This is a genomic window from Paenibacillus sp. FSL R7-0026 (assembly GCF_038004485.1).
GTDB classification, from domain to species: Bacteria; Bacillota; Bacilli; order Paenibacillales; family Paenibacillaceae; genus Paenibacillus; species Paenibacillus xylanexedens_A.
Genome location: NZ_JBBORG010000001.1, coordinates 5,080,884 through 5,092,900, shown reverse-complemented (window position 1 = coordinate 5,092,900; position 12,017 = coordinate 5,080,884). Strand labels below are relative to the sequence as shown.

Annotated in this window: 11 protein-coding genes and 7 tRNA genes; 16 read left to right on the top strand and 2 right to left on the bottom strand. The window is 46.0% G+C overall.

The window, feature by feature from the left end:
- From MKY44_RS22280 to yajC, 15 genes are all read left to right on the top strand, one after another.
- Positions 1 to 76: transfer RNA gene (locus tag MKY44_RS22280), tRNA-Val, on the top strand.
- Positions 77 to 93: 17 nt separating this feature from the next.
- A tRNA-Met gene (locus tag MKY44_RS22275) sits at positions 94 to 167 on the top strand.
- Positions 168 to 194: 27 nt separating this feature from the next.
- Positions 195 to 272 (top strand) — tRNA-Asp (locus tag MKY44_RS22270).
- A 23-nt stretch (positions 273 to 295) separates the two neighbouring features.
- A tRNA-Gly gene (locus MKY44_RS22265) sits at positions 296 to 370 on the top strand.
- 6 nt (positions 371 to 376) lie between these two features.
- A tRNA-Arg gene (locus MKY44_RS22260) sits at positions 377 to 453 on the top strand.
- A gap of 16 nt (positions 454 to 469) precedes the next feature.
- Positions 470 to 548 (top strand) — tRNA-Leu (locus MKY44_RS22255).
- A gap of 7 nt (positions 549 to 555) precedes the next feature.
- Positions 556 to 629, top strand: a tRNA-Pro gene (locus MKY44_RS22250).
- A gap of 203 nt (positions 630 to 832) precedes the next feature.
- The gene (locus tag MKY44_RS22245) at positions 833 to 1,525 is read left to right on the top strand and encodes a BofC C-terminal domain-containing protein (RefSeq protein ID WP_341008629.1); all 693 of its coding nucleotides are present in this window, start codon (positions 833 to 835) and stop codon (positions 1,523 to 1,525) included.
- A 307-nt stretch (positions 1,526 to 1,832) separates the two neighbouring features.
- On the top strand, positions 1,833 to 2,336 hold the full coding sequence (ruvC, locus tag MKY44_RS22240) for a crossover junction endodeoxyribonuclease RuvC (RefSeq protein ID WP_017686765.1): 504 nt from the start codon (positions 1,833 to 1,835) through the stop codon (positions 2,334 to 2,336).
- Positions 2,333 to 2,947, top strand: a complete 615-nt coding sequence (gene ruvA, locus MKY44_RS22235) for a Holliday junction branch migration protein RuvA (protein ID WP_036616866.1) — start codon at positions 2,333 to 2,335, stop codon at positions 2,945 to 2,947. Before ruvC ends, ruvA begins: the two co-directional genes overlap by 4 nt.
- Before the next feature lie 55 nt (positions 2,948 to 3,002).
- Complete coding sequence (ruvB, locus tag MKY44_RS22230; protein WP_341008628.1) at positions 3,003 to 4,013, top strand: Holliday junction branch migration DNA helicase RuvB; 1,011 nt, start codon at positions 3,003 to 3,005, stop codon at positions 4,011 to 4,013.
- 98 nt (positions 4,014 to 4,111) lie between these two features.
- Positions 4,112 to 6,199: a SpoIID/LytB domain-containing protein gene (locus MKY44_RS22225; RefSeq protein ID WP_341008627.1), complete on the top strand. Its 2,088-nt coding sequence runs from the start codon at positions 4,112 to 4,114 to the stop codon at positions 6,197 to 6,199.
- A 6-nt stretch (positions 6,200 to 6,205) separates the two neighbouring features.
- Positions 6,206 to 7,234 carry a tRNA preQ1(34) S-adenosylmethionine ribosyltransferase-isomerase QueA gene (queA, locus tag MKY44_RS22220; protein ID WP_341008626.1) on the top strand — a complete coding sequence of 343 codons (1,029 nt, stop codon included), beginning with the start codon at positions 6,206 to 6,208 and terminating at the stop codon, positions 7,232 to 7,234.
- Between the two features lie 35 nt (positions 7,235 to 7,269).
- Positions 7,270 to 8,406 carry a tRNA guanosine(34) transglycosylase Tgt gene (gene tgt / locus MKY44_RS22215; RefSeq protein WP_341008624.1) on the top strand — a complete coding sequence of 379 codons (1,137 nt, stop codon included), beginning with the start codon at positions 7,270 to 7,272 and terminating at the stop codon, positions 8,404 to 8,406.
- Between the two features lie 67 nt (positions 8,407 to 8,473).
- Positions 8,474 to 8,788 (top strand): preprotein translocase subunit YajC, encoded by a 315-nt coding sequence (gene yajC, locus MKY44_RS22210; protein WP_145324035.1) that lies wholly within the window; start codon positions 8,474 to 8,476, stop codon positions 8,786 to 8,788.
- Between the two features lie 125 nt (positions 8,789 to 8,913).
- Here the strand turns inward: yajC and MKY44_RS22205 are convergent, their stop codons facing one another.
- Positions 8,914 to 9,306, bottom strand: coding sequence for a TIGR04086 family membrane protein (locus MKY44_RS22205; protein WP_341008623.1), 393 nt, complete (start codon positions 9,304 to 9,306; stop codon positions 8,914 to 8,916).
- Between the two features lie 227 nt (positions 9,307 to 9,533).
- On the opposite strand from MKY44_RS22205, the gene MKY44_RS22200 reads away from it, so the two are divergent.
- Positions 9,534 to 10,247, top strand: coding sequence for a YetF domain-containing protein (locus tag MKY44_RS22200; RefSeq protein WP_445670696.1), 714 nt, complete (start codon positions 9,534 to 9,536; stop codon positions 10,245 to 10,247).
- Positions 10,248 to 10,250: 3 nt separating this feature from the next.
- On the opposite strand, the gene spoVB is transcribed toward MKY44_RS22200, so the two are convergent.
- Positions 10,251 to 11,873 carry a stage V sporulation protein B gene (gene spoVB / locus MKY44_RS22195; protein WP_341008621.1) on the bottom strand — a complete coding sequence of 541 codons (1,623 nt, stop codon included), beginning with the start codon at positions 11,871 to 11,873 and terminating at the stop codon, positions 10,251 to 10,253.
- Between the last annotated feature and the right edge of the window lie 144 nt (positions 11,874 to 12,017).

Sequence of the window (12,017 nt, the reverse complement as noted above, 5' to 3'; positions counted from 1 at the left end):
GGAGGCTTAGCTCAGCTGGGAGAGCATCTGCCTTACAAGCAGAGGGTCGGGGGTTCGATCCCCTCAGCCTCCACCATATAAACTTTATAACGACGCGGGGTGGAGCAGCCCGGTAGCTCGTCGGGCTCATAACCCGAAGGCCGCAGGTTCAAATCCTGCCCCCGCAATTATACTTTCCTTTGAGAAAGTGATCTGGAACCGTGGTGTAGTTGGCCTAACATGCCTGCCTGTCACGCAGGAGATCGCGGGTTCGAATCCCGTCGGTTCCGCCATTTTTATATTAATAATACCGTGTGCGGAAGTGGCTCAGCGGTAGAGCATCGCCTTGCCAAGGCGAGGGTCGCGGGTTCGATTCCCGTCTTCCGCTCCAATATTTGCGCCCTTAGCTCAGCTGGATAGAGCGTTTGACTACGAATCAAAAGGCCGGGAGTTCGAATCTCTCAGGGCGCGCCATTATAACTTCAAATTTGCCGGCGTGGCGGAATGGCAGACGCGCTCGACTCAAAATCGAGTGGGAAACCGTGGAGGTTCGAGTCCTCTCGCCGGTATATATAACGGGATGTAGCTCAGCTTGGTAGAGCACCTGGTTTGGGACCAGGGGGTCGCATGTTCAAATCGTGTCATCCCGATCTCTAAAAACACTATCTATAATTAGATAGTGTTTTTTTTATATTTATCAATATAAGATTCTATAAATGCAAGTTCGATATTAACTATGACAAATTCTCTAAGCTAACACATGTCTGTTCCTTCTTCAGACCACAAGTTAGTTGTGCATAAAGCCTCGTTCTTTAGGTCACAATAGGTTTAAAAAGTGATAGAAGGGGTTCATGTGAACACGTTTAACTTCAGAAAACAATTCAAGAGACGCTGGAGACGGTGGAAACGAACAGTATGGATAACGGCGGCTTTGCTTGCAGTTACGATATTGGCTTACAGCGGGTTGTCCATCTCATCGGCGATTGAGCGTTTGCTGACAACTAATTTTAGTGAGGCAACCAGTGTGATGGGCCCTGTTACGCAGGAAACAAGATCAGAACAGGAGATTCAGGCGTTAGTAGAGCAACTTGATTCTGATCCGGATCATTTAACAAGTGTGGTTTTGGAGACAAAGTACATCTGCGGATTGGAAACAGAGCAGTTAGGCAAGATGGCTAGACCACAGTTGAAGATGCTGCTAGCTCAACATCCGGAATGGGATGCTACCGTTGGAACATCAGATGAGTTGCATTTGAAGCAACGTGTAGATGACCTTTCACCGCATTGTAAACAACAGGCTTATATCAGCATAGATGCTGTAGGGAACCTTAATTTGTACGAGGGTAAGCCTGCAGAAGAGAAGGTTATTCGTACGTTCTTTCAGTTGGATGTTGGGACGTTGGAGAGTTCTTTGCCTGAAGGCGTACTAGAGCAACTGCAGCAGGGTATTCGGATTCAGGACAAGGATGAATATGATAGCGTAATCTCTACGTTCAGTGACTATGCCGTGGATGAAGATCACCATTTAATCCGTAATGGCGGGTAATCCAAACGTCCTCGCCTACGGTATTAAAATTGTGAAGTACTGAAACGACGGTGCCAATAGCAATAACATTGGTGGTTACGTAACCAAGCGATAGACCCAAAAATATGTGGAATATGATGAAGGACATCGAAGAGATGTCCTTTTTGTCGTTTGAACTGAAATAGTTGAAAATACGAATAAACATGTAAAAAATCCACGAATAAAGACGAGTAATCAGTTAGACAAAGTTTTTCCTGCCGCAGGGTCTATCTTTTGTTATAATGAAATGAACGATACATATGTTCGCTTTTGTGAGGGAGAGATGGTTTTGCGTTTTTTGGGAATTGACCCGGGGATTGCGATTGTTGGTTTTGGTTTTGTGGATAAAATCGGCAGTAAGGTGGTACCCGTACAATATGGATGTATTCAGACGGAAGCTCATACCCCTGAAGAGGAACGGTTGCTTCACGTATATGAAGGTATGGTGCAATTGATTGATAAATACAAACCGGACGCAGTAGCGCTGGAGAAACTTTTTTTCAATCGGAACGTTACAACAGCAATGTCTGTCAGTCAGGCGAGAGGCGTTATGGTACTCGCTGCCGCACAGAAGGGTTTGCCTATTGCAGAATATACGCCAATGCAGATCAAGCAGGCTGTTGTTGGATACGGTAAAGCAGAGAAGAAGCAAGTACAGGAGATGGTCAAAATGTTCTTGCGTCTTCAGGTCGTTCCTAAGCCGGATGACGTAGCGGATGCATTGGCTGTAGCCGTGTGCCACGCACACTCTTATACATTAAATTCCAAGTTGAATGAGGTATTGCGAAAATGATTGATTTTCTAAGAGGACAGTTCATTCATGTAGAGAATGATTATATTGTGCTGGATGTTCATGGTGTAGGGTATCGCGTATTCTGTCCAAATCCATTTGCGTTTGCGAAGCAAGAAGGCGAAATTACCGTGTACACTCACCATCATGTGCGTGAGGATGCGATGTTGCTGTTTGGATTTGTTACACGGGATGAGCAGCGTTTGTTCCGTAAACTGATTGAAGTATCCGGTATCGGTCCAAAAGTGGCACTGGGCATACTCGCTGGAGGTACACCAGAACATGTGGTTACGGCGATTTACCAGGAGAATCTTACGTTCTTGACCAAATTGCCAGGCATCGGCAAGAAGACTGCACAACGCATGATTCTGGATCTCAAGGATAAGCTGGATAGCTTTGGCGCGGCAGCGTATGCAACAGGTTTGTTCGCTCCTCCATCGGAAGAGTCGGGAAGTGGTTCAGCCTGGGATGAGGCACGTGAAGGTCTCAAGGCACTTGGGTATACTGACAGTGAGCTTGATAAAGTATGGCTCAAATTGAAAAAGGATGTTACTACAGCAGATTCCGTTGATGTGTTGATGAAAAAGGCGCTGCAAATGCTGTTTACGGGATAATACAAATTGCATATTATAATATAGCTGTAGCCTGCAAAAAAAGGTAGGGATGAACATGGATGATCGGATTATTTCCGCGAACCTGATGATGGAGGACCAAAATGTTGAGTTGAGTCTTCGTCCCCGGTATCTGAATGAATATATCGGGCAGAATCAGGTGAAGGAAAATTTAAAGATATATATTGAAGCTGCCAAATTTCGTAATGAGGCATTGGATCACGTTTTGTTATATGGACCACCCGGACTGGGTAAAACAACACTTGCCAACATTATTGCCAACGAATTGGGTGTTAATTTACGAACTACGTCAGGCCCGGCCATTGAACGTCCAGGTGATCTTGCAGCATTGTTAACCAATCTGCAGGAAGGCGATGTCTTGTTTATTGATGAGATTCATCGTTTGCATCGTACCGTTGAAGAAGTCATGTACCCCGCTATGGAAGATTCGGCATTGGATATTATGATTGGTAAAGGTCCAAGTGCACGTTCCGTTCGGCTGGATCTGCCGCCATTCACTCTGATTGGGGCTACAACGCGTGCTGGCTTGCTGTCTGCTCCACTTCGAGATCGATTTGGTGTTATCAGTCGATTGGAATTCTACACGGTTGATGAGCTGGCTTATATCGTCTCACGATCTACAGAAATTTTGGGTGTGGAGATTGTGGGAGATGCTGCTGAAGAGATCGCATTACGCTCACGTGGGACACCAAGGATCGCCAACCGTTTGTTAAAACGAGTACGCGACTTTGCACAGGTACGTGGTGATGGGATTATAACGCAGACACTGGCGGAAGAAGCGCTGCAACGTCTCCAGATCGATCCGCGTGGCCTGGATGACATTGACCATAAGATGCTCAAATCGATGATCAACAGCTTCCGGGGAGGTCCCGTAGGATTGGATACCATTGCTGCTACAATCGGTGAAGAAAGTCAGACGATCCAGGATGTTTATGAACCGTATCTGCTTCAGATTGGTATGATTCAGCGTACACCAAGGGGCAGGATCGTAACAGATCTCGCCTATCATCATTTGGGTCTTCCTGTTCCACCAAGAGATGGGAAATAATGTTGAACATGCTCATTTTAACGTTAACCATAAACATTGAAATAATTACGTGTTAATCCGATATAAAATGAAAGAAATGCATGGAGAGGAGTCTGATTGTGGGAAAAGCAATACGAACGAAGAAGTGGAGTCGTCGATTGAAGGTACTGGCGGCAGCTCTTTTGACAGTGGGTTGTCTGCAAGTGCCTGCATATGCAGCAGGAAATGACGGACAGACGATCCGGGTAGCCATGTTTGCGAATCTGGGCAGTACGTATAAATCAACTACACCACTCATTACGCTTGAATCGACGGGACAATGGAGCATCCAATCGGAGAGCGGCGCAAATGTAAACCTTCCGGCAGGACAAGTCCGTTTCAGTGCAGATGGATTCCGAGTAAAGGTGTTGGAAACAGCGGATTTCAAAGCGGCATCGGCAGCAGCAAAATTGTTGCAGGCAACCGCAGATAAACCGTTGCTGTTCACAACGTCTGTGAATGGAAATGCCATTTACCAGCTCTACACAGGCAACTATGCAACGGAGGCACTGGCAGGACAAGCTGTTACACGAGTACAAAAGGTAGCAGCAGCTCAATTGGCTGGTCAAAAGCCAGCTGTAACGGGAAGTAAACGCCTTTCTGCTGGAACCTATGGTTCGATTCAGGAAGCAGAGGCGGCCCAAGCCAACCTTTTATCAACAGGAGTTAGTAGTGTCTATCCAGTCCTTCAACTGAGTGGAGGAAGCCAAGCATACGCGGTATGGGTGGGTGAAGCTTCAACGGATGCCGAATTAACCGCATTGAAGAACAGTGTGGAAGCCAAAGCTCCGGGGATAAGCCTTTCACCTGTCAATAATAGTGCAGGGCTCATCATCCGTCAGGATGCAGGATTAAGTACGGATGCACTCAAAACAGCTCCGCATTACACTATTGCAGGTACTGAATCCAAAGCATTGGTACAAGGGAATGGCAATGGTATCAAGGTAGTGGAACGTTCTCAGCGAACGTATCGTGGAGATATGGAAATTAGCATCGTAAGTGGTGATCTGGCGTTGGTCAACGTTGTTCCACTGGAGCAATACCTGTACTCTGTCGTAGGGGCAGAGGTGTATTCCTCCTGGCCTGCTGAAGCTCTGAAAGTTCAAGCCGTAGCTGCTCGATCCTACGCGCTTCAACAGGGTGAACGTTTCAAAATTGCAAATGTTGTGGATACAACGCTCAGCCAAGCCTATAACGGGATTGGTTCGGAGAACGATAAAGTAACCAGCGCAGTGGATGCAACTGCTGGAGAAGTGGTCAAGAGCGGTGGGAAAATCATCGAAGCTGTATTCTCCTCCAATGCGGGCGGCCAGACGGCTCATCCTTCTGAGGTATGGAACGGTGGAGCAGGTGTGTTCACCAATGTAGTTAGCTCGGGGGATACATCAGCCCAGGCAGGATTACATACGTGGTATCATGTGCTGCTCAGCTCAGGCGTTAGTGGGTACATTCGTGAGGATAACATCAAAGAATTAACGACCAAGACCAATGCAGGACTGGCTAAAGTGACGGTAACAGCTCAGAATACCAATGTGCGTGCCATTCCGTTAATTCAATCCACCGTTGAACCTGTAGCTAAAATGAATCCAGGCAACGAAGCTGTTGTACTGGCAAAAGTAGCTCAATCCAATGATTATGCTTGGGTGAGAGGACCTTTCACGTCTGCACAGTTGGTTAAATCCCTTCAGGGTAAAACGACAGCGTCTGTTCCTGCTTCCATCTCAACCTTGGAAGTGACCAAGCGTGGACCTTCCGGAAGAGCACTTGAAGTCACTGCCAATGGACAGGCTATGACGGTGAAATATGCCGATACATACCGCTCTGCGCTCGGTGGATTACCGAGCACTTTATTTGATATTGCAGGGACCGGAAGTTATACTGTATTAGGCGCTGACGGCAAAACAGCCAGTAAAACCGGCTCAAATGGTGCCTCTGTATTGTCTTCTTCTGGCGCAGGAACATCATCCGGTAATGCACTTGTAGTTATGAGTGGCGATGGTCAAGCGAGAGCGGTGACGCAGGGTCAGACCTTCATGTTCATCGGTCAGGGCAATGGCCACGGATTGGGCTTGTCCCAATGGGGAGCCAAAGGCATGGCAGATGAAGGGTATGATTACCAGGCAATATTGAAACACTATTATCAAAATGCGACTATTGTTAAGGAATGAAACTAAATGAATGTGAACTTATATGATTTTGAATTACCAGAGCAATTGATAGCACAGACGCCGTTGCTTGATCGCACGGCATCCCGTTTGCTTACCTTGAACAAAGATAGTGGTGAGATTAATCATCAAACGTTTCCTGATATTATCGATTTTCTGAATCCCGGTGATACATTGATTCTGAATGATACACGTGTTCTACCAGCCCGTCTGTTCGGTACAAAAGAAGATACCGGAGCAAAAGCGGAAGTGTTATTGCTCAAAAATGTGGAAGGCGACAAGTGGGAAGCACTGGTTAAGCCGGGTAAAAAGCTGAAAGCTGGTTCGGTCATCGTATTTGGTGATGAATTGAAGGCAATCATTGAAGAAGAGGGCGAGATGGGGGCACGTACACTTATGTTTACGTATGATGGAATCTTCCAAGAGATTCTGGACCGTCTGGGTGAGATGCCGTTGCCACCTTATATCAAAGAGACATTGGATGACCGTGAACGGTATCAGACCGTGTATGCAAAGCATGAAGGATCAGCGGCTGCACCTACAGCAGGATTACATTTTACGGATGAGTTGCTGGACCAAATTCGTGCCAAGGGCGTTAATGTTGCCTTCATTACGCTGCATGTAGGACTGGGAACGTTCAGACCGATGTCGGTTGACGTTGTTGAAGATCATGTCATGCATGAGGAGTATTACTCCTTGTCACAAGAAACGGCAGATCTGATTAACCAGACCAAAGAGAATGGACACCGTGTTTTTGCGGTTGGGACAACGAGCTGCCGGACTTTGGAAACGGTAGGCAGCAAATTTGAAAATGGAATACTGCAAGCGAGCAGCGGATGGACCAGCATTTTCATCTACCCAGGCTATTCCTTCAAAGTGATCGATGGGATGCTTACGAATTTTCATCTCCCGAAATCCACGTTGGTTATGTTGGTTAGTGCACTAGCAGGCAGGGAACATATTATGCAGGCATATGAGGAAGCCATCCAAGAGAAATACCGGTTCTTCAGCTTCGGCGATGCCATGTTGATATATTAGTATAACGATTAACTTTTAGAGGATGATTAAAACCAATGGCAGCAATTACGTATGAACATATCAAAACTTGCAAACAATCCGGTGCACGTCTAGGACGTGTACATACACCTCACGGTATTATTGAGACACCAACCTTTATGCCTGTAGGTACACAGGCGACTGTCAAAACAATGAGCCCTGAAGAGTTGAAAGAAATGGATGCTCAGATTATTTTGAGTAATACCTATCACCTGTTTCTGAGACCAGGACATGAAATCATCCGTGAAGCTGGCGGATTGCACAAATTCATGAACTGGGATCGTCCAATCCTGACGGACAGCGGCGGATTCCAAGTGTTTTCTCTTAGCGAGATGCGCAAGATTACGGAAGAAGGCGTTAACTTCCGCTCCCACTTGAATGGAGACAAGAAGTTCCTTTCACCTGAAGTGGCCATGGAAATCCAGAATGCACTTGGCTCCGATATTATGATGGCTTTTGATGAATGCCCACCGTATCCGGCTGAATATGAATATGTCAAAAAATCACTCGAAAGAACAAGCCGCTGGGCAGAACGTTGTCTCGAAAGTCACGCTCGTCCGCATGACCAAGGCCTGTTTGCCATCGTACAGGGAGGCATGCATGAAGATCTTCGCCGTCAGAGCGCCGCAGATTTGACTTCCATGGATTTCCCGGGGTATGCTATTGGTGGACTGAGTGTTGGAGAACCGAAACATTTGATGTATGGTGTATTGGATTATACGTTACCTTTGTTGCCGTACAATAAACCACGTTATTTGATGGGGGTAGGTTCGCCCGATGCGTTGATTGAGGGATCTATTCGTGGTGTGGACATGTTCGACTGTGTTCTGCCTACTCGGATTGCCCGTAACGGAACAACGATGACCAGTCAAGGACGTCTGGTAGTTCGCAATGCCAAGTTTGCAACCGATTTTGGACCATTAGATCCTGAATGTGATTGCTACACTTGTCGTAACTATTCCAGAGCTTATCTGCGTCATTTGATCAAAGCAGATGAAACATTTGGCCTGCGTTTGACAACGATCCATAATCTTCATTTCTTGCAGAATTTGATGCGTAATGTACGTAAAGCCATTATGGAAGATCGTTTGCTTGATTTCCGGGATGAATTTTTCGATCAATATGGTCTTCATGACAATGACAAAGGTTTCTGATTGAGTTTCTAAGGAAACCGGCGTAACAAGCAATATCTGTATGTATAGTCGATAAGGGGGAGTTTGAATGTTTCAGGGAATGACTCTAGCAGGAGCACAAGCAGGTGGAGGCATTGTATCTTTGATTGTACCTTTGGTACTCATGGTTGCAATTTTCTACTTCTTGATGATTCGTCCACAGAACAAAAAGCAAAAGCAACGGAATTCAATGCTGAGCCAATTGAAAAAGGGCGACAAAATTGTAACGATTGGTGGCCTTCACGGTACGATCGCTGAGATTACGGACGATGTGGTTGTATTGCGTGTAAACGATGTAACTAAGCTTACATTTGATCGTAATGCAATCAGCACGGCTGTAGCTCGTGATACGGCTGTTGAATAGTTACTGTAACATAGAATAACGAGGGTGCGTTTGTGGCGTATTCCCTAGTAGAGAACCGGATCTCCCTGGAGACCCGGTTCTCTTTTTTGATTTATGAGGGAAGGTCGATGTTCTTTACTAGTCAGTTAGGAGCGATGCGTATTAACACCGAATATACCACCGAGAGCTGAAATGAAGAACGCGCTAATCAGTTGTAAACTATCCTTCCAATTAAACGAAGCATCCAGCGCGAGAAATCCGATCAACAGCACAAGGAGTCCATATACGATTCCGGTAATCCCTCCGTAGTACCATCCTTTTTCACCAGAACGTTTGCCTGCGACAAAACCACCAACCAATAATGACAAGCCATGAACAACATAGGTATACAACGAGAGGTCCTGTTCCCGCATTCCGCTCATCCAGAGAAACAAGGAGAGAATAAATGCCCCGATAAACATCCATACAAAAGCCTGACAGAGGCCTGACAGAATCGGATTGGACACTCGAAACGAAACCAAGCGGCGGATCAATTGCATGAAGCAACCCCCTTGTACAAGTTATAAGTTAATACAGTGTATGGTCAAGCCTTCGGACTTATGAACTGTTTCCATTAAATGAACGGATTATTTCTGCATGAGCATGTAAGGTTCAGGTCAAAATAGGGATTGCACTACCCCGCTAACTGTTAAAAACTCAGTTTCGAAGGAGGACCCCTGTTGTGAACTTCCCAGATGTCGGATCACATATCTTTCGAACCATTCTCATGTACTTTCTGGTGTATTGTGCAATGAGGGTTATGGGTAAACGTGAGATTGGTAAGCTATCCATGTTTGATCTTGTCGTGTCCATTATGCTTGCTGAAATGGCTGCTTTTGTCATTGAAGATATTGATAAACCACTCTCTTATGGGATTGCCCCCATGCTTACCTTGATCATTGTACAGATCGGAATGGCCTTTATAGGTCTTAAAAGTCGGCGTCTTCGCCTGATAATTGATGGCAAACCTACTGTTTTGATCTCCAAAGGCGTTCTTCACCGGGATGAGATGCGGAAGCAACGATATAATCTGGATGATCTATTGCAACAACTCCGTGAGCAGAATGTAGACAGTATCGGTGAGGTTGATTTCGCTATTTTGGAGACCACAGGCAAGTTGACCGTTTTTCCCAAGGATGAGAATACTTCTAACGACAGTAATTCTTCCGGTTCCGACTCAGAAGATTCTTCTTCCAGTAAATCCAAAACGGGAAAAAACCAGATTGACGGATTTCCAAATATCAAATATGAAGGTCTGCCACTCCCCTTAATTATGGACGGAAAGGTCCAGGATCAGAATCTGGAGATCATCCAGAAAACGAGATTTTGGCTGAAAAATCAAATTCAACATAACGGAATTCTGGATTTCAAGGATGTATTTATATGCTCCATTGACCACAATGGGAAGATATATGTCAGTCCAAAAGATGATAAAAAATGAAAATCATTTGCCTGATCGGCGCTTGAACCATGAACCAATCAAAGGAGCACGGGACAGATCATGAAAGTCAATCATTTTGGTCCAGCCCATGACGATGAAATACACGATAAGCCCGACAAAAGGAGCGAGAAGCATCCTCACCCAAAAAGGCAATATCATGGCAGTCTCTTCGTATACGAGTAGGGTCGCTGCTCCCATGATAATCATTCCTGCACCCGTCTTCACCCAATCCATCATCTTGAAGCGGAACTGTAGCAGGCTACGTACGCTTTGGGCATGTAACAGGGTAACTACCGTAGAATTCACACAGATGGCGATGACTGCACCGAAGATACCATATTCAGGCCGGGACGCAAGCGTTAGAATCAACGTGATTTTGATAACTGCACCTATAAACGTATTTAGCAATGCTTTACCCGGACGGTCAAGAGCTTGTAGTGCAGCTTGAAGAGGAGCTTGAATATAAATGAACAAAGCAAAAGGAGCCATTAGCTTCAGCATGCTTCCGATCGATGCATCATTATACAGAACAAGACACATCGGTTCGGCAAGCACATACATAAACACAGAAAACGGAGCACCTGTCACCAGTGCCAAGCGTAATGCCTGATGCATTCTTTTGTGAATCAGTGCGCGATCTCCCTGAGCAGAAGCTTCAGACAGTGAAGGCACAAGTGATGTCGCGAGCGATGAGGTTAGTGCCCCCGGCAGCAGCAGCAAGGGAATAATCATACCTTGTAATGCACCATATTGTGCTGTAGCGAGCCCTTTGGATATGCCTGCCAGAGCCAGACTCTGGGCAGTAACAATAGTTTCGGCCAGATAGGATAAGGAGCCAACCAATCGGCCTGCTGTAACAGGAATAGAGATTGCAAGCAAACGCCGGATTAATCCCGGCTGTGGAGTACCCGTTTCTTTCAGAACTGAAGGTATTGGGTTTAAAGGTTTGGCTGTGAGATTGGACATGTTCTGTTGCATAGCGAGTGGTAACTCTTTCTTCTGCCTGTTATACTTCCACAAGAGTACAAGCATACCGCCGAATTCTCCAACGAGCGCTCCCAGCATGGCACCAGCAGCAGCTTGGGCAATACCGTGGGGGAGGAGAAGCCAGGCAAACCAAATGACACAGACGATACGAATGATGGTTTCAACAATGGATGAAATGGCAGTAGGCATCATGTTTTGCTTACCTTGGAAATACCCTCTGTAGACAGCAGATACGGCGATAATGGCAATCATGGGGCTCATACTAACGAACGTATGGTACACCCGCTCATCTGTGAGCACGTACTTGGTAACCCAGGGTGCAAATAGGATGCACAAAAACATGAATACAACACCCAGGGTCAACGTAAAGCTTAAGCTTACTTGCAGGATTCGCTGGGGGGAATAACGATTGGCACCGGTATCAGCTTCGGCTACGAGCTTGGCTACGGCGAGCGGAATACCACCCGTAATTAATGTCACCAGTACGATAAAAAAGGGATAGCTCAATTGGTAGATGCCAACACCTTCTGCACCAATGACTCGTGGCAGCGCAATGCGCGGAATGAAACCAAGTATTCGATTAATTATGCCTGCCGCGAGCAGGATCATGGCCCCCTGGATAAATGTCTGTTTCTTCAAGACTACCCCTCTTTCCCGGTTGAAAGTACAGGCTATCAACATAAACGGGACAAAGCCGTTGTTCTTCATCCTATGCCAGTCCTTTATCTTCTCATGACAACTTGGACACGATTAACAAAAAGAACCATAATCAGCAAGAAGGAA

Coding starts and splice junctions, on each gene's coding strand:
- ruvA (WP_036616866.1), top strand. CDS start 2,333: ATGATTGATTTTCTAAGAGGACAGTTCATTCATGTAGAGAATGATTAT.
- ruvB (WP_341008628.1), top strand. CDS start 3,003: ATGGATGATCGGATTATTTCCGCGAACCTGATGATGGAGGACCAAAAT.
- queA (WP_341008626.1), top strand. CDS start 6,206: ATGAATGTGAACTTATATGATTTTGAATTACCAGAGCAATTGATAGCA.
- tgt (WP_341008624.1), top strand. CDS start 7,270: ATGGCAGCAATTACGTATGAACATATCAAAACTTGCAAACAATCCGGT.
- yajC (WP_145324035.1), top strand. CDS start 8,474: ATGTTTCAGGGAATGACTCTAGCAGGAGCACAAGCAGGTGGAGGCATT.
- MKY44_RS22205 (WP_341008623.1), bottom strand. CDS start 9,306: ATGCAATTGATCCGCCGCTTGGTTTCGTTTCGAGTGTCCAATCCGATT.
- MKY44_RS22200 (WP_445670696.1), top strand. CDS start 9,534: ATGTACTTTCTGGTGTATTGTGCAATGAGGGTTATGGGTAAACGTGAG.